Consider the following 18,965-nt stretch of genomic DNA (forward strand, 5'->3'; position numbering starts at 1 on the left):
TAGGAATAAAAGTTTTCGTCTTGTCCTTTTCTAGCTAAAAAAACGTCAATTCTTGATTAGGTACTTTCGACTCCCTGCGATATTGACTAGGCGCGAGCTTATACACCGACTTGAATACTCTATTAAATGACTTCTCATTTGGAAAGCCATTTTTTAAAGCAATCTCTAGTATAGAAAGGTCGGAATTCACTAGATCGCGATGCGCATATTCGAGCCGAACCGCATTGATATAATGCAGAAGGGTGACACCAATATGCTTCGTAAAAAAGCGAGATAAATATTCTGAAGTAATCCCAAATTCATCGGCAATCATCGTTAAAGATAGTTTCTGTTGATAGTTTTCCTTAATAAAATCAAAAATCTGAGCCAATCGGTCCAGATGCTTTTTTGAATGAATGTTCGGGTGACTTTCCTTAGGGACTTGAAAATACTTTAATAACACGTACAGTAATTCATACGATAATGCTGTTATTTTCACATAAGAAAAATGGTCTTTTTCTCTGTTCAAGTAGGCATCTGTCATCTGGTCTAAAATCTTCCTTAACTCATGAAGCTGTTGAAGTCGGTCTTCGTCCTGTTCCCCGACTGATACACAATCAAAAGCCACTTCATCTATTTTTACACCCTTCTCCTTTAACAACTCAGGAGGGATAAATACCGATAAAGCTTTTTTTCCCCTACCTCTTTCAACCGTAAAGGAATGGATCGAATTTGAATTAATAACCACAATATCTCCTTCACGAGAGGTATAGGTCCTCCCATCAACATAAATCTCTTCAATTTTTCCGGAAAGAACATAAGAGATTTCAATGCTCTCATGCCAATGATTTGGGATATATCCTGCTTCGTCCGATACGTGATAAATGATTTTAATTGGGAAGAGCCCTTCTGTTTCCACCCATTCATACGCGTATTCCATCTAATCCCCCCTCAACAAATACAAACAGACCTAAAAGCTACCTTATTTAGGTTTCGCTCGAAGGCTGGGAAAATCCTTTTTTTCAACAGTGTAAGATTTTACTATAATGATAGGAATATCTATTTGATAGTTCTTAATACGAGTTTGAGAGAGCAAGGGATTCCAGCATCGTTCCCTAGTCCAAGACTGACGATTAGAAAAAAAGCAGTAGAATCTATAAGATATCTACTGCCTTCCATATATGAGGTTAATTCGAATGAGTGGGATACTATTCGTACTTGCCTCCCTTCCACCTATACAAAATAATATGATGATATACAGGGTCAAACAATGAGTTTGAGGAAAACTCCTCTACTACTTCCACCTTACCTGTTAGATCTACTCCTTGTGATATAAATCCTTCGAGAACACTATTGGTTAACAAGATATCCTTATTTTTATAATACGATTGATCATGTAAGAATTTTGAGTATGTGTTAATTTCCTTATGAGGAAACGATGTATCTAAATACGTAAAAACCCTCGATTCTTCCCAAGTATAAATAACAAAAGGTTCTTTTTGATTCTCCAAATAAGCCCCCAATTGATAGGTCGCTGGAAGCTCGTTTGCCTGCTCTTTTAATAAAAGCGTAGTTTGGTAAGCTTGAACAGACAATAGTAATAATGAAAAGGCGATCATAAAGGTGGTTTTCCATTTCGAAAAAACCATCGAAAATAAACAAAATATCCCTAGAGTAATCAGAGGAATAATATGCCTTGGCTTTTCTACATTCTGTGCAAATAACACCCATAAAAAATAAACAACGATCAGTATGGTGAAAAGTTGGAATAAATAGTTTGACTTGATTCTTTTCCAACTGATAGCCCGAAAAAAATAAATAAACATTACTGCAAACATACTTATTAGAATAAAGGACCTTATCCCAATCCCTGTCCAGCCTATGTTTTCGATGATTAGTTGATACATACGGCTAAAAAATGATTGGTCGACCGAGGTGGCTGCACCACCCCAATCATTGAAATGACCGCTCGTAAAAGACAGAGCGAGTTTCATAAAACCGACGAAGCCCCCCTCCGTAAGTGCGACTCCACTAACCCAAAGCAACTGAAAAAGAACAGCTAGAAGTCCTAGGGGCACCATGTCCTTCAGTGGCAATTGGTTTTTTTTCCATAGCTTATACAAAAGAAAGAGTACACCAATGGAAAACGGAAGGTATGATAATCGAATCCCTAGCAATATGCTTAACAAGAATAACGGAATAACCTGTGACCAAAAGCTTTGTTTTTTCCATGCAACATGGATACTCCAAACATACCACCATAGTACCGCAATCGCTGTCCCTTCCGACATCGGCTGATTAACCATAAGAACAACAAACCCCGAACAATAAGTTAATGTTGCGACTAAAACACTTATCGCTCCGGAAAAATGAGCTCGCGATATTTTATACATCGGGATCATGGCACTGGTGTATAGAAGGATATTAAATAACGTCAAGGATGCCGCTTTATCTTGTACCCAAAGGTGAACGAGATAGCCCCCTAGAATAAAATATGGATATCCAGGAAAATGAGGCTGCATAGCTAAAAGATCATAACGCTCAAGTGCTAAAGCAAAGTCGACTTGATCATAGGTAGAAGCAAATGAATTTAGATATGTCACCTGTGATAGAAATATCCATATGATGAACATTAGGCTCAGAGAAATAATGATACTCGGTTTCACATTTTTCAACATAAATCACACCTTTATTTCAAGCAACTTCTAAAGAAAAAGTACAAGACATGTGCCTTGTACCCTTACAAAATTATTTTACCTGTGCGTTGAAAGTAGTTACTTCCGCAGCACTTTTTGTCTTCTCCTTAGGTTGATACCCTGTTAATAGATAGATCACTACAAAGTAACCAATATAAGCAATCACTTCTTCTATTGAAGGCATGGATGAATATCCGAATAATGCTTTTAGGAAGATCCCTATATCACCAGACAGAAGTGGTTCAACCCCATGGTCTCTAACATAATGCGCATGATCGATGGAGTGCTCCGGTAAAAACCATGTAATATCGTATACATGTGGAATGACACTGCCGATAATTCCAACATCCTGCATCATAGATATTGCTTGGACGAGTAATCCTGCCGCAATTAAAATAATGAAAGCTCCCGTTACTTTAAAGAAGGTTTTTAATGAAATGCGCATCGTACCTTTAAAGAAGAAGTACGACACAACAGCCGCGATAATGACTCCTGTAAGAGCACCCCAGCCTTGTAGGGCTGCTCCAATATTTCCACCTGTAATAGCCGCAAAAAAGAAGACTGTTTCTACCCCTTCACGGAGGACAACTAAGAAGGAATGAATGACCATACCAACAATATTACCAGTCGAAATAAATTTGTTCATTTTTCCTTCCATGTTTCCTTTGATATCCTTACTATGTTCTGCCATCCAAAAAACCATCTGGGTCAAGAGAATTGTGGACACGAGCATAATTCCTATTTTCAAATAGATTTCGTTCCCCATTGCTGCAAAACCTGTAAACACCACTTGAAATAGCATAGCAACCCCAACGCTCGCTATAACCGCTAGACCTGCACCCAACCAAACATATTTATTGTATTGCGCGTGATCCATTCTTTTCAGATAAGTTGTGATGATTCCGATTATGAGTAGTGCTTCAAGTACTTCACGAAACGTAATCAACAATGCTTGAATTTCCACAGTTTTTCACCTTCCCCATGATGACTTTTATTTACGGTTTCTTTTTCGAATCGTAAAGACAATAACCCCTACAATCGCTGCAGTTATCAGAATTAACGGGATCCAATTTCGGATATTAGAGATGTCCGTCCATTCTTTCTTTCCAGCAGACTCTGTTTCTGTTGCACTTTCAGAAAAATGACCTACTTCCAAGCTTTTTAACTGAAATTCCTTCTGCAAATTGATTAGGATTTCTTCCTTATTTGTCTTAAAGGCCTCTAGGTCTGATTCCTTCTTTCCAACCCCGAATAGTCCCGGATTACCAAGCGCATTCAACGCTTCGTCAAAGCTAGCCTTTAATTCCTCGTCTAATTCAGGATTTTCCGCTTCTACTCTAGGTGACAATGCTTCATATGTAGCAAATGCCTTCGCTAATAACTTTTTACTTGTGTCATACTCGGTAAATTTGCCCTCGATATTTTCCATTCTTCTTACAATGTTTAGCACTAATAGTTTTTCCATATTTTCAATGGTAGCTTCTTTGTCCTCGGAATCAATTCCAGCAAGAATAACCTCCGAAGGCTCTGCTCCCATATGCATATCTACTTCTTCCTTTACTGAGTCATAAATCTCTCTCGACTCAGCAAAATTTGGTGGATCTTGATCCAACTTTATGAGAATTTCTTTATAGGCTTCTGCCACCTCTTCTTTGTTTGGATCTCCGTACGTATAGGCACTAGCTGATGTTGTATACATACTGGTAAAAGTAAGGATTACTAACAAGCTAAAAAACAAAAGCTTCTTAAACATAAACCTGCCTCCTATCTTCAATGATAATGATTATCATTCTGAGTGTCAATTTAAACTTTATGTCTATTTTGTGTGTAAATTTGATGGATAAATCCCCTGAATAAACTGATTTCTAGCCTTTGATGATTGACTGATTATGTGAGCTGAGTAATCGAGCTCTACTTTTTGAACGGGTCTACTTATTTCCTTTATAATTGCTGGAAGTACCGTTGAAAGATACCCTCTGAAGGTGATGAATGATTCTCCTGTCGTTCGTACTTGATATTGAATAGGTACTTCTTGGACACGGAATCCTTTTCTCACTAAATTTAATGTAATCACTTGTGCATAATTATAATCATGAATGATCTCCGCATGCTCAAGAGCTTGTCGGGAGAAAGCTCTCATTCCGGATTGGCCATCGTATATCCACTTTTTCAATAACAGACTTTGAATGAAAGTGAAACAATAATTGCCAAGTCGACGATGGATTTTCATCCCTTTAATCGTTCCTAAAAATCGTGAGCCCATCGTATAATCCGCTTCTCCTGAAAAAATCGGTTGTAACAATTCAGGTATTTGCTTTGCTGGATACTCTCCATCTGCGTCAATCATGACTCCAATATCAGCACCGTGCTTATAGCATTCCCTGATCCCTGCTCGAACCGCGGCTCCAAGACCCTGATTTTTTTCAAAGCTTACGATATAATCAGCACCCGCTTCTTTCGCTACTTGGACAGTATCATCCGTAGAACCATCGTCTATCACTAATACACGAACCTCGACCGCATTATGGAAGTCACGGGGAATGCCTTTTATGACTTCCCCAATCGATTCTTCCTCATTATAGGCTGGTAAAAATACGATTACCTTCTGTCTATTCATTTTTACTCTCTACTTTCCTTAATCGCTTCGATTAGTACTTTTCCACGGCTGTGGCTAGGGAATGGTGCCCCTAAAAGATGTGCTAATGTTGGAGCCATAGAAACAAGGCTATGCTTTTGCTCTACTTTCTTGCCTCTCTCAATATGTGGGCCGTGCATAAAAAATGGAACGAAGCGCTCCCCTTCATCGAGGTGACCGTGACCGCCAATTCCGTCTGCCTGTCCATGGTCCGCGCATATAAATAATGTCGTATTCTCCATTTTCCCTTCTGCATCAAGCCACTCAACAAAGTCCTTAACCAAAGCGTCTGCTTCTTCGATTTTTTGAATGTACTCATCATACAGAACCCCTCTTGAATGACCTGTTTGATCCGTTGCGATCATTTGTACAATGAATAAGTCCGAATCCTGTTCCTTCATAATTTTTTTTGCTCTTTTCATAATGTTCGGATCTGCCTCATCATTATGCATAACAGCTGTAACGGTTTCGACATCGTCTCCCATCGAATCAACCAAATGGGCAATCCCTAAAAGCCTGCCTTTTTTCCCTACCTTACGTAACGAGTCAAAAATGCTCTCTACCTTGATCCCAAGCTTCCAAACCATGTTGGACGTAATCCCATGCTCAAATGGATACGTTCCTGTAAACATTGATGTAAAACAAACGACCGTTCTTGCCGGGTACACCGTCTCCATATTCGTATACTCCGTCCCGTTTTCCTTCAAGTAGTCGAGGAAAGGCGTATTTGCCTCGTAAAATCGTTCCTTTCTCATCCCATCAATAACGATGACAACGACTTTATCAGAGAGAGCTTTCATTGGTGGCTCCGTAGAATCCTTTGTATAGTCCGCATACATCGCTGGCTTCCAATCAAACAAGTAGCGGTGTAAAATCCAAGCAAAAATGAAAATAAAACCATAGAACACGAAGATGGAAAGATACTCAACAGGCTCACCTGAACGATAATTTTCATAAACTAACTGCCAAATAGATAACACGAGTAAAAACTTCGGCAATTGTTCCTGCGCATTCCCGCTGGTTGAATCACTATTTTTCATAACTAGCTTCCAAAAACGGGTGAAATTCAACCAAGATGTCCCAATTCTTAAATGATAATAAAGAGTACCCCAGAAAAAGACGGTAAAAAAGAAATAAAGACCTATCGCAAACAGTAATAATGGAAGATGCACATCATTCCATACAATTAAATAAGCAATAAAAGGAATCCATAAATAATTTCTTAAAAATAAAGGAAAATCAAAGATAAAATACAGGGCTAAAATTGGGATAATCACCAGTAATGATAAAAAGATTGAAGATAGATTCGCGACCGAAGCCATATCCCTAAAATGAAACAAAAGAAACGTTCCTAATACAAAAATAGGTGTAAAGGGCTTGCCTTCGTTAAGTAAGTTCCAACATCGGGCTGCCACTTTTTCAAACTTTGAAGCACTTTTCACTTTCTACTAACTCCTCTCGATCTTGCCAAACTCTTAATGGTGTCTAAATTGATTGGATGAATCCAAAAACAAAATGCCCCAACGATATAGGAAAAAAAGAACTTAATGGCATGATTAAAGACCGCAATTGTGTATCCCACTTTCAACGAAATTCCTATGATACCTAAACCAAAGGTCATGACACTTTCGTAGTTGGCGATTCCTCCAGGGGTCACTTGAAATACTTGCCCAGCAATCGTCAAGCTGTTTACAAAAGCTAACTCTAGTAAGCTCGCCTTTTCTGTAAGAATATGTACCGTACCGTACAATACCCCTGCTTCTAATATCCAACTAATCAATGTGGCAATAATAATAACAAATCCGTTCCATCCTAATAACGCACTCTTCATTAAAACAAATTGCCTTTGTAAAAACCTGCTAAAGAATTGTCTACTAATGATTAGAACTAGCAAAACAAGCAATAGCCCACCGAGAATCAGCCATGTTGGGATACTGTAGAAGATATCTAAAGCAAGTAACCCAACAAAAGTGATACCGATTAAACAGAACATATCCATCACCCTTAGGACGATAACAGAATGATACGCTTCTTCTCTATTTACTAGCTTTTCTCTGTTTTTCAACACTTCCGCTCGAACTAAATCACCGACCTTAATAGGAAGAAGGTGATTAATAAATAAGCTATAAAGAATCCCTATTAAGCAAGAGAAAATGCTTGGTTTCCCTTTTAGGTACAGCTTCCAAGCCACCGCTTTTAAACAAAAGGAAAGAAAATATAGACCAAACATGAAAAGAAGCCAAAAAGGATGTTGAGCAAGTAGTTTACCCGCATTCCATACATGGCTAGCATCAAAAAACATGGTGGTCAGCACAATAAAGATCAAAATGATGATCAATGAGATGCTATTCTTAACGATTTTTTTAGAGAGAACTCTCATACTCTTTCGCCCATTTCACCGTTTCCTCTAGCCCTAATGCAAACTCAACCTTTGGTTGATAGCCTAACTGATTTGCAGCTTTTGAGATGTCCGCCCATGTTTGATGAACATCCCCTACTCGATTGCCTTCCCTTTTCACGACCATGTTCGGAAAATGGATGTGTAACTCAGATAACAAATGCTCCATCGTAATCGGTCTTCCTGAGCCAATATTAAACGTTTCACTTTCTTTGCTTTTCATCATCGTCAAGTTGATTCCTTCTACAATATCTTCAATGTACGTATAGTCACGTGCGCTCCCTGAGCCAAACACGCGAATGCTTTCACCGTTCATAAGCTTTTTAATAAAATGACCAATCGCCATATCCGGTCTTCCCCATGGGCCATATACCGTAAAAAACCTCAGTATATTCATTTGGAATCCATATAAATGTTCATACACATGGCAGAAGGATTCAGCAGAGTATTTGGCAGCTGCGTATGGAGATATGACTTTTCCAATCGCCATTTCTTCAAGGAATGGCCCATCTTGATTTCCATAAACCGAGGAAGAGGAAGCAAAAATCACCTGTCTTGTTCCAGCTTTTCCTGCTCCTTCTAACACATTAATCGTTGCCTTGATATCATAATCCACGTATTCGAGTGGTTGATCTATGGAGTATGCAACACCTGGAAGAGCTGCAAGATGAATCACGACATCAGGAGAGATTTCCTTTAATAGCCGAATCGTCCCCTCTCGATCAAGCAGGTCCAAATTAAAAAAATGAAAGGCACCCAGCTTTTTTATTTCATCCAGATGCGTTCTTTTTCTATCTGGAGAATAATAGGAATGAAGACAATCAATGATAAACACTTCATGTTGCTCTAATAATAATCTTCTAGAAAGATGGCTTCCGATAAATCCTGCTCCACCCGTTACAATAATCTTCATAAAACAACACCTCTAGTTTTACACTTTACCAATTATTATATCTTAAGTAAGAATGGAAAGCAGTTTTGCTAGGAGAGGATTAATGAAAAGGAAAAAACCTTGATCATGCCAAGGTTTTCTCCCAACTATCTGTGTGAATTATTTCGCGCTGTTAATGACCGTATTTAGAGTCGCTTGAATTTCAGCTAGCGTAGCATCTGCAGTCGCTTTATCTTGTGCTTTTGCTGCTTCTAAATATTTTTGCGCCTTTTCAGTTAAAGCAGTAAACTCCGCTTCACCGATAATTGTCTTAATATCTTCACCAATAATATCAATGAATAGAGCACCTTCTAATGCAGTGATAACAGATTTGTCTTCACCCCAAGTTTCCACACTCTCTTCATACTCATGTAAGGCAATTTTTGAGAACCCACGTACAAACGCTTTGTTTACAGCTGCAGGATCGAGTGTTGTTACGTCTGTTTGAAGATCGAATTGACTTAGGATGAATGCAGCATCTTCTTGAGCGTGCTTATCTAGATAAGTGAAAATTGATTGATAAAATGCCCATCCTTCAGCTTGCTCAATTTTTGCTTCTTCTACATTTTCCTTCGCTGCAGCAGCCGCTTTTGTTGCATATCCGTTCGGAACTGCGCCGGTTGCAAAGTAGAAAGTCTTCATCAATGTTTTGTCCACTACTTGCTTCCCAAGGTTGAAGCCTAATTGATCGTCAGCTTCTACTGCTTTCTCAATCTCATCAAATCCACCTGCGATCGCATCTACCATGTTGGTACCATAAGCAGCATCACGCTTTTCAACAGTCGATTGAATAATTGAGTAGTATTCTTTTGCTTCTTCAACTTCTTCTTTTACTGCTTCCTTATCAGCCCAGTTTTCCGTTACTTCTGTAAACTCATGCTTAATCGTTGTATAGAAAACCTTTTGCATTAATTTATCAAAAAGTTGTTTTACAACTACTTTGTCCATAGAGCCATCTTTACCAGCCGCTAATGCCGTAGTAATATGTTGGTCAATCGTATCTTCAAATTCTGCATCTCTTTCTTTTACAAGACCTTGAAGGTTTGTCGTATAAAGTTCAGTCACTTTATCGAAATCAACTTCTTTGTCTTCTTTCGCTTTTTCTAATTCTGTAACTGCTTCTTGGAATGCCTGTCCATAGCTTACTTCTTCCGTTTGTACTTCTTCCTCTTTCACTTCTTCTTGTTTCTTTTCTTCTGTCTTTTCTGTAGAAGTAGTTGAGCTACATGCTGTTAAAACTGAACTAGCTAGTAAGAAACCTGCAAAAATTTTCTTTAACTCTCTCTTTTTCATGAAATAATCCCCCGTTGATCATTTTTATGTTTAATTTATTGATAATGATTTTCATTCACATTTGTGATTATAATAGAGAATGATTCTCATCGTCAATACTATTTTTTAGATAATTTTATAAATTAGGTCATCGTTCATAGTTTCGACATACATATAGGGAAAAAGCCATAAAAAAACAGTAGATTCTTCCCGAATCTACTGCTACCTATTAGCAAAAAATGTTTTTCTCTATATAATTATTTTTCCCTCAAATGCCAACTATAACTCTGGAAATCTCCTCTAAGCTCCACTGGAATACTCAAGCCCACATACATGAGCTCGTCTCCACCAAACACTTCATCCGTTCCAACTAACTGATATTGCTTGTTCGGATCGATACCTGTTACCTTTAAAAACTTCAGTGGTGCAGCAGGTTCTGCTAAAACCGAGAAATAGAACACGAGAGCTTCCGATTGATCATCATTCGTAAACAACCACGCCGTTTCATTTCCTTCGAACGGACTTAATAACCGGTAAAACTGTCCAAATTGAACTAGTCCTCTGATTTCCTTGTATGTTTCCACCTGCTTTTTAACCACATCTTTTTCACTTTCCGGCAACTTGGTTAGGTCGAGTTCGTATCCCAAGTTTCCTGACATCGCTACATCCCCTCTAATGTCTAGTGAGGTGATTCGGTCTACCTGATGGTTCGGAACAGCCGATACATGGGATCCCATCGATACGATTGGATACAAAAGGCTCGTTCCATACTGAATTTTCAAGCGAGAAATGGCGTCTGTGTTGTCACTCGTCCATGTTTGTGGCATATAGTACAGGATGCCAGGGTCATATCTGCCGCCACCACCTGAACAGCTTTCAAATAGCACCTCTGGGAAGGAAGAAGTAATCTTCTCCATCACCTGATACAACCCAAGCATGTATCGATGGGCGGTCTCTCTTTGACGGTCCGGTGGAAGAAGAGCGGAGCCAATTTCTGTCATATGACGGTTCATATCCCATTTCACATAAGAGATTGGGGCGCTTGCTAGAATATCACATACCCTTTTTGTAATCTCCTCGCACACGTCCTCCCTTGAAAAATCAAGGATTAACTGGTTTCTGCTTTCTGAATGTGGACGATGTGGCACATGTAGGCACCAATCTGGATGCTCTCGGAACAGATCACTATCCACAGAGATCATTTCAGGTTCGAACCATAACCCGAACTGCATACCTAACGAATTTACTTCGTTGGCAAGATGCTTTAACCCTTTTGGAAGCTTGTTTTGATCAACAAACCAATCGCCTAATGATGTCTTGTCATTGTCTCTTTTTCCAAACCAGCCATCATCCAATACAAAAAGCTCAATTCCTAACTCACTTCCTGCTTTGGCGATATCCATAATCTTATCTGCATTAAAGTCAAAATACGTCGCTTCCCAGTTGTTTACTAAAATTGGACGTTCTTTATCTCTATACGTTCCTCTTACTAGACGAGTGCGATAAAGGTCATGGAAGGTTCTAGACATATCTCCTAAACCTGAAGAGGAATACACCATAACAACCTCTGGTGCTTGAAACTCTTCCCCACCTTCAAGTTTCCAACTGAAATCAAATGGATTGATTCCCATTGTCACTCGCGTCGTGCTAAACTGATCCACTTCTGCCTGGGCCAGGAAATTTCCACTGTACACGAAATTAAACGCGTATACTTCGCCTACTTCTTCCGTTGTCCCTTTTCGTAACAGAGCGATAAACGGATTATGCTGATGTGAGCTTGCTCCCCTTGCACTTTCAATGGACTGGATGCCGTGGCGAAGAGGCTGTCTGGCAATATGTCTTTCCTTCACATGTGCACCGTGAAGATGTAAGAAATCAAAGTCTGCATCCATAAAATCAACGCTCATACTTAGTGCACTCAAGAGATTCATATTTTCTGAGCCCTCATTTTTAAACCTGACCGACCTCGTGATCACATTCAGCTGTTCGAAAACCGTATAGCTCAGGATGACAGTTAGTCCTGCTACTTCATCCTTCATGGTGATTTCTAAAGTCTCCGCTTCGTTCTCGTCCTCAACATATGTAGCTGGCAGACCCTCAAGCTTCTTTTTCCCTTTAAAAATCACATGAGAATCATAACGCAAATCAGAAACCGTCGACCCATTTGGAAGTTGAATCTGGTAAGCGGGCTTTCTAAAATCCGTATTTCCATATTGCGGGTATTCCTGTGGCAGGGTATCTAATGAAAACGTACGATCATCCTTTTGTTCATAAGGATTACCAGAGAAACCACGGTCTACCTGTTGGATATAGTTCGAATGACGGTAGTCCTTAATTCTCTTACCCCAGTACAAATGAAGCAAATAGCCACCTTTTGTGATTTGTATTACATAACTTGTATCTTTTGCCTGCAAATGAAAGAGTCTATCTTCCGAACGATATTGAATTCCCATTGAGTAACACTCCTAACTGAATAGTTTATTATAAAAACCATTTTCTACTTCACTTAGCTCTACTCACCAAAATTGATTATGACCTTTTCTCTCCTGTACTCTCCCTTAAAATCAGTTCCGTTGGAAGAACCACTTTCATCGGAAGATCTCTTCCCTTTATTCTGTCGTACAGGAGCTTCACAGCCGTTTTCCCCATTTCTGTCGTATGTATTTTTACGGTAGAAAGGGCAGGCTGAAGATAAGCCGCTGCATCAATATCATTAAAACCCACAACGGATATATCTTCAGGTATCTTTATTCCTGCTTCGTGTAAAGATCTTATTGCACCTAATGCCATCGGGTCACTAGCAATAATAATGGCACTTGGCAATTTCCCAGATTGAATGAATCTTTTCATTTGAATATACCCTCCACTTGGAGTCCAATCACCGTTTAACACATTCTCTTCTTTATACAATCCATATTTCTTCATTGTCTTTTCATAGACAATTTTCCGGACATCCTCATTTCCTACAAACCCTTGATGAAGCAAGCCTTTATAAAAATTCCCTCCACCTAAATAAGCAATATCTTCATGACCTAGTTCAAAGAGCTTATCTATGACCTCAAGAGTTGCTTTTTCCAAATCAGAAATAACCACGTCAAAATCCTTCTCTTCAGGATTAAAATCAACATATACTACATGGTTTTTTTCGTTAAAAGCTGCTTTTAGTTCCTCTGAATTCACTCTACCAATCACGATTAGTCCTTGTAATCCAGCCATGACCTCTGGATTTAATTCACTGAGTCCTAAAGTAAAAACGGAGGTTATGTTAAGCCCATATTCATTACAGACCATTTCTACCCCATTGCGGATGCTCATAAAATAAGGATCTCGCGCCTCCTCCTCCTTTGTTGTAGTAAGTAAAAGCCCAATATTGTGTGTTTCCGTACCCTTTTCCGCTTTCACACTCTTTTTTCTTACAGGCTTATAATTTAATTCATGAACAACTTCCTGAACTCTTTTACGTGTGATATCAGAAACAGAAAGCGTAGGATCATTATTTAAAATTCGTGAAACCGTTGCCGTTGAGACATTTGCTTGCACCGCAATATCTTTGATTGTTGTCATTTGACCACAGCCTTTTATTAAGTAAACTTTACTAAAATTCTTGTTATGAATATATCAATAAAAGCGGTTACACTCAATAGTTTTTTATAAAAAAGTTGGATTATCTTTATAAAAATATAGTAAACACTTAGTAAAACAACGAATTATTTTAGTTACGTTAACTAGTTATAAGCATAAAAAAAGGATCTCCCAATGGAAGATCTCTTCTTGTTTACTAAATTCCTACCTTATGATTAAGCTGTTCCTCCACTACTGGCTTCTTCAGCGACCACATCACCACTGGAATAAGCAATAATGAAAGAATTCCTCCCGCAATAGAAAGTGCGGCGTAGCTAGAATACGCAACCACTACCCCAGAAAGCACCCCACCTGATGCACCTGATAACGCGACAAGAACATCGATGGTTCCTTGGGTCTTCGCGCGATTGGATAGATTTGTTGCATCCACTAAAATCGTCGTACCGCTAATCAAACCAATATTCCAACCGAGTCCCAGAAGAATGAGAGCGACCGTTAGTACAAGCATGCTGTCCGTCGGAGCGAACGCAGCCATAACCCCTGCTGCAAGTAAAATGCTACCAGCTGCAATCGCCATAGTCGTCCGTCCTACCTTGTCAACAAGCATACCCGTTAGAAGAGATGGCAGGTACATGGCACCGATATGAAAGCCAATAACCATCCCTACCTCTTGTAAGCCATGGCCATGGTGACCCATATGAATGGGAGTCATCGTCATAATCGCTACCATTACTATTTGAGTGAGCACCATGATTGTTGCAGCGGCAATGATCCCTTTTTTATTAATGGCTGTTGTGGCAGTCTCGCTGTTAAGGTGATTGTTTTGACTCTCTTTCTTATCAATGGCCTTTGCTACAATAAGAGGATCGTGCCGTAGGAAAATAAGAATCATGAGACCTGCTAAGATGAAGGCCGCCGCACCTAATAGGAAGGGACCAGCTAGTGTCGGCACCCCGATAGAGGCAGCAAACTCTCCCATTGGACCAACCAAGTTGGGTCCCGCAACCGCTCCAAATGTCGTGGATACTAGCGCAATACTAATAGCTGTTGCTCGTTGTTTCGCATTGGCCAAATCTGTACCGGCATAGCGCGCCTGTAAATTCGTTGCCGTTCCCGCTCCGTAGATTAGTAGAGAAGCAAAAAGGAGGAGAATGTTGCTAGTAATCGCCGCCAGCACAACTCCGATCGCTCCAAGTCCTCCCGCTAAAAATCCGGCAGCTAAACCAAATCGACGTCCGAATCGGTCAGAAAGATGACCAACTAGCAATGCCGAACCCGCAGACCCTAATGTCAGCAACGCTACTGGAAGACCTGAGAAGCTATCCGTCCCGAGCATATCCTTGGCAAGAAGCGCACCAACTGTTATGCCCGAAGCAAGCCCTGCCCCTCCAAAAATTTGAGACAACACAACGATAAGAAGCGTTCGCTTGTATAACGCTTGTTGCTTTTCTTTGGAGTCGATGTATGGCTGCACCCAGGATGGATGGTTTTCAGTTTTAGTTGACATATTCCTAATCCCCTTTCTCCCATTGTACTGATTTCTCTATTATACTACTGGGGGTATGAATTGGTAAGATAATAAATCTTATTTCCAACATCATCTCACTATTATATAAGACTACCATATCATACAAAATATGTATTTTTAGGAAAGGAATTTCATTTTTTACATAAACAAACGGCTGTTTACGAAACAGCCGTTACTCGAAGACGTTTTACTTTATTAATAATAAGGATATGGATAAGGCGGATAATAAGGGTATGGGTAAGGCGGATAATAATAAGGGTACGCATATCCATAGCCGAAACCTGGAGTTAGTAATGCACCTGCAGCTAAACCTCCTAAGAAGCCTAGACCAAAACCTCCAAATCCAGGACGACCGAAACCGGGTCTACCAAATCCAAATCCTGGTCTGCCGAATCCAAAACCAGGTCGACCGAATCCAAATCCAGGACGAATTCGTACATCATTTGTTAGCATTTGATGTTCATTATTCAAGGTAATTCCTCCTCTATTGTAATCTAAATACAATAAAAGGATATGCGGCGCCAGCCTATTCGGTATGGGTGAACGCCTTTATGAAGAAGATTTTGTTAGACGTGAATCTACAACAGTAAAGCTGACTCATCCTAATTTAGGGGATCGTTTTTGGAGTGCTTTTCATAAAATACGTGCCGAAATGACAGTTGTATTGGCATATAAAAAAGTAAAATTCGCGATAGTAAATTGGCAAGTTCTTATTAGGAATACAAAGTAACCTTATTTACAAAAACCTTACTTACTGTTTTACGGTTCACCTCTACGTATCAATAAGGGGTCTCTTGGTTGAGCAAGGTTTTCATCTCACTTCCAGTTATTCCTTAATTGAGGAATCCAGCAAAAGTAAAATAAGCGGAGAATTTCCGGTTAGATACAGATGGAAGCTCGTTTCGAGGCATATAAGGGGAGATTTTCCGGCTATGCAAAGCAAAACCACCTATTTTTACGTTTTTCGAGCCAATAGGCGGAATTTCTCCGTCTATTAGGACTATTTTTTATTTTATTTACTACTTAAGCGAAATTTTTCCGTCTATTTATCAGATAGGGTGCTTAACCTGATCTCCCAACCGATAAGAGCGAACCCTCATAGTCCCTGATGCGGGAATCAGCATTTTTTTATCGACCAGTTGAGAAAGTATTTTTTTTACCGTCTTGTCACTTAGCTTCAAATACTTCTCAACTTCTTTAGGGGATATGACTTCTCCTTTTCGAATCGCTAGCCGAAGCACTTCCTTTTCTAGAAAGGAAAGAGATGTCTGGTCTAGTTCATCACCCAGCCATCGGCCAATCACTTGCTGAACAATCTGTTGGCATCGACGGGGCTGCTCTTTCACTTGGTCATAGGAAAAGCGGATCACAGTCCATCCATCAATCACCAGCTGGTTTTGACGTTCCAGGTTGTCAGAAAATTGCCATCTGCTTATGCTCTTTAGGTGAGGGCCATACCCGTCGACTTCCAGGCAAATCCGGATGGCGGGACGAATATAAGCAAAATCCAAATACCTTTTGCCATCCTTGAAATCATCAACTTCATATTCTGGATGAAGATACTTGAAATGGTGATATAAAGGCCACCACACTTGCTTCAAAAACAACATTTCAGCCTGATTGTGACCTTCTTGTAAGCGCCGCAACCGTTCACCGGTTCTTGCTTGCAAGTGAGCATTCAAAAAGGCCTGGTATTCTTCTTCAAATCCCATAGTATCCTCCTCCTATCTAATGGTCATATCTTTTTATATACTGATGTAGAACATCCACAACATGGGCATTTAATAGCATTCATAATCTGTGCTATGAATGAATCATCCCATTATGTATTCAATTGAACTTCGGATAGATTATTAACAATAATGATTGTTAATGCAAGTGAAAAAGAGGTTTAATGTGGCTAGAATTGGAGAATTGTAAACGACAAATAAAGACTTGCGGAGTAGCAAAGAATAAAGACTATTTTGGGAATAACTTGGGGATAGAACTATTTTTAGATTAATAGAATTCTTACATTTGTCAATCCATTTTTTTATGTTTCTACAATACCATTCTTATCATTTTTAATCTCCATCCTTAAGGAGAGGCATTCAGCATGCATCAAAATGAGGTTCTCTTGGATTTTTGGAGATAAAAATCACTTTCTTCTAAATAAAATGTCTTATCCTTAATCGAGTGAGCAGGCAAAAGCAAAATAAGCGGAGAATTTCCGGTTAGATGCAGAATGGAGCCTCGTTTTGGGGTAAATAAGGGGAAGTTTTCCGCTTATGTAAAGCAAAATCTCCTATTTTTGAAGTTTTCGAGCCAATAGGCGGAATCTCTCCGTCTATATAAGCTTTTTTTAATAATAATTTCTAATTAAGCGGAATTTCTCCGTCTATTTATCAGCTCGGGTGCTTAACCTAAACCCCCAACCGATAAGTTTTGACCCTCTTTATTAATTGTTCAATAACTATTGTCCATCTTCATAATGATGTCAATTGCTGTGTCAAAATTAATGGGATTTCGTAGAAACGTTAATAAATAAAGAAAAGACGTATGACAAATCCCATACATCTTTTCTTGTGTCTGTTAATTAAGAAAGCACCCGAAAACGAACCCTTTAATCCTTATTGAGTGAGCTCACAATACTTACGCAGTAATTTCTTTTTTATTCACCTTAGCCTCAACCTCTTGAACGGGATTAAACTCCCCTTCTGTCTTCGAAATAACAACCGTTGCTACACCGTTACCGATGAGATTTGTGATAGCTCGTGCTTCTGACATGAAACGGTCTACCCCAAGGATAAGAGCCATTCCTTCTACTGGAATCGAAGGGAATACGGCTAGTGTGGCGGCTAGCGTGACGAAGCCTGAACCGGTAACACCTGCGGCCCCTTTAGACGTGAGCATCAATACCCCTAAAAGGGTCAGCTGTTGCCAGATGCTTAGGTCTACTCCATAGGCCTGAGCAATGAATAATGCAGCCATCGATAGGTAAATGGATGTTCCATCTAAATTAAAGGAATACCCAGTTGGAAGAACAAGTCCTACTACTGGCTTTGAGCACCCATACTTTTCAAGCTTTTCCATCATTTTAGGAAGAGCCGCTTCAGAAGAGGAAGTCCCAATAACAAGAAGAATTTCTTCTTTAATGTAAGCAATAAACTTAAAGATGCTGAAACCGAACATTTTGGCAATTCCACCAAGAACAAGAACAATAAACAGAGCCATGGTGATATAAACGGATCCCATTAGCTTTCCAAGATAAACAAGTGAGCCAATTCCGAATTCACCAATCGTATACGCCATTGCACCAAAAGCAGCGAACGGTGAAACCTTCATAATGATATTTACAATTCCGAAGAACACTTCTGTGATCTTTTCAAAAAACTCAATAACCGGTTTTCCCTTCTTTCCTAAATGAGCAAGAGAAATTCCAAACAAACAAGCCAATAAAAGAACCGGTAGCAGCTCACCATTCGCAAATGCACCGATAAAGCTATCTGGAATGATGGAAACAACAAAGTCCATAAATCCGTGACTCGTTTCTTCAGCCGCCTTTGTATATTGAGAAATATCTCCCTTTCCTGCTTCCGCATCAATTCCCTTACCCGCTTTGATCACATTCGCAACAATAATTCCAATTGCTAAAGCAATCGTTGAGACAATTTCAAAATATAGCAAGGCTTTCCCACCAATTTTACCAACCTTCTTTAAATCTCCCATTCCTGCAATCCCGATGACAATCGTTAGGAAAATAATTGGTGCGATGACCATTTTTACTAGCTTAATAAATATATCAGCAATCACCTTTAACTGTGATCCTATCTCTGGAAACACAAACCCGACGGTAATCCCCAAAATAATACCTAGTATTACTTGAGTGGTAAGACTTTTAAAATTAATTCTCATGTGGTCTCCTCCTAAAATAAAATTATTTTGAAAACGATTACATTTACTTT

The 18,965-nt window shown here is 39.4% G+C and carries 15 protein-coding genes; all 15 read right to left on the reverse strand.

What is annotated here, in order from left to right; translation table 11 throughout:
- Positions 1-34: 34 nt before the first annotated feature.
- The gene (locus ACRX5O_RS12125) at positions 35-919 is read right to left on the reverse strand and encodes an AraC family transcriptional regulator (protein ID WP_433906190.1); all 885 of its coding nucleotides are present in this window, start codon (positions 917-919) and stop codon (positions 35-37) included.
- A 268-nt stretch (positions 920-1,187) separates the two neighbouring features.
- Entirely contained in the window at positions 1,188-2,657 is a 1,470-nt protein-coding gene (locus tag ACRX5O_RS12130) for a hypothetical protein (RefSeq protein ID WP_433906191.1), read from the reverse strand.
- A 70-nt stretch (positions 2,658-2,727) separates the two neighbouring features.
- The gene (locus ACRX5O_RS12135; RefSeq protein WP_433906192.1) at positions 2,728-3,639 is read right to left on the reverse strand and encodes an FTR1 family iron permease; all 912 of its coding nucleotides are present in this window, start codon (positions 3,637-3,639) and stop codon (positions 2,728-2,730) included.
- A gap of 27 nt (positions 3,640-3,666) precedes the next feature.
- Positions 3,667-4,428 carry an MCP four helix bundle domain-containing protein gene (locus tag ACRX5O_RS12140; protein ID WP_433906193.1) on the reverse strand — a complete coding sequence of 254 codons (762 nt, stop codon included), beginning with the start codon at positions 4,426-4,428 and terminating at the stop codon, positions 3,667-3,669.
- A 63-nt stretch (positions 4,429-4,491) separates the two neighbouring features.
- Positions 4,492-5,292 carry a glycosyltransferase family 2 protein gene (locus ACRX5O_RS12145; protein ID WP_433906194.1) on the reverse strand — a complete coding sequence of 267 codons (801 nt, stop codon included), beginning with the start codon at positions 5,290-5,292 and terminating at the stop codon, positions 4,492-4,494.
- 2 nt (positions 5,293-5,294) lie between these two features.
- Positions 5,295-6,752: an alkaline phosphatase family protein gene (locus ACRX5O_RS12150; protein ID WP_433906195.1), complete on the reverse strand. Its 1,458-nt coding sequence runs from the start codon at positions 6,750-6,752 to the stop codon at positions 5,295-5,297.
- Positions 6,749-7,690, reverse strand: a complete 942-nt coding sequence (locus ACRX5O_RS12155; protein ID WP_433906196.1) for a lysylphosphatidylglycerol synthase transmembrane domain-containing protein — start codon at positions 7,688-7,690, stop codon at positions 6,749-6,751. Before ACRX5O_RS12155 ends, ACRX5O_RS12150 begins: the two co-directional genes overlap by 4 nt.
- Positions 7,674-8,621 (reverse strand): NAD-dependent epimerase/dehydratase family protein, encoded by a 948-nt coding sequence (locus ACRX5O_RS12160; protein WP_433906197.1) that lies wholly within the window; start codon positions 8,619-8,621, stop codon positions 7,674-7,676. The genes ACRX5O_RS12155 and ACRX5O_RS12160 overlap by 17 nt, the downstream gene beginning before the upstream one ends.
- Positions 8,622-8,759: 138 nt before the next feature.
- On the reverse strand, positions 8,760-9,932 hold the full coding sequence (locus ACRX5O_RS12165; RefSeq protein WP_433906198.1) for a hypothetical protein: 1,173 nt from the start codon (positions 9,930-9,932) through the stop codon (positions 8,760-8,762).
- A gap of 236 nt (positions 9,933-10,168) precedes the next feature.
- On the reverse strand, positions 10,169-12,364 hold the full coding sequence (locus ACRX5O_RS12170) for an alpha-galactosidase (protein WP_433906199.1): 2,196 nt from the start codon (positions 12,362-12,364) through the stop codon (positions 10,169-10,171).
- Positions 12,365-12,440: 76 nt separating this feature from the next.
- The gene (locus ACRX5O_RS12175; RefSeq protein ID WP_433906200.1) at positions 12,441-13,475 is read right to left on the reverse strand and encodes a LacI family DNA-binding transcriptional regulator; all 1,035 of its coding nucleotides are present in this window, start codon (positions 13,473-13,475) and stop codon (positions 12,441-12,443) included.
- Positions 13,476-13,689: 214 nt separating this feature from the next.
- On the reverse strand, positions 13,690-15,000 hold the full coding sequence (locus ACRX5O_RS12180) for an MFS transporter (protein WP_433906201.1): 1,311 nt from the start codon (positions 14,998-15,000) through the stop codon (positions 13,690-13,692).
- 216 nt (positions 15,001-15,216) lie between these two features.
- Positions 15,217-15,492 carry an inner spore coat protein YmaG gene (locus ACRX5O_RS12185; RefSeq protein WP_433906202.1) on the reverse strand — a complete coding sequence of 92 codons (276 nt, stop codon included), beginning with the start codon at positions 15,490-15,492 and terminating at the stop codon, positions 15,217-15,219.
- A 578-nt stretch (positions 15,493-16,070) separates the two neighbouring features.
- Complete coding sequence (locus ACRX5O_RS12190) at positions 16,071-16,733, reverse strand: DNA-binding response regulator (protein ID WP_433906203.1); 663 nt, start codon at positions 16,731-16,733, stop codon at positions 16,071-16,073.
- 919 nt (positions 16,734-17,652) lie between these two features.
- A complete protein-coding gene (locus tag ACRX5O_RS12195; RefSeq protein WP_433906204.1) occupies positions 17,653-18,915 on the reverse strand; it encodes a dicarboxylate/amino acid:cation symporter in 1,263 nt (420 codons plus the stop codon).
- Positions 18,916-18,965: the final 50 nt, after the last annotated feature.

The sequence above is a fragment of the Robertmurraya mesotrionivorans genome, from assembly GCF_050971805.1.
Taxonomy (GTDB): Bacteria; Bacillota; Bacilli; order Bacillales; family Cytobacillaceae; genus Robertmurraya_A.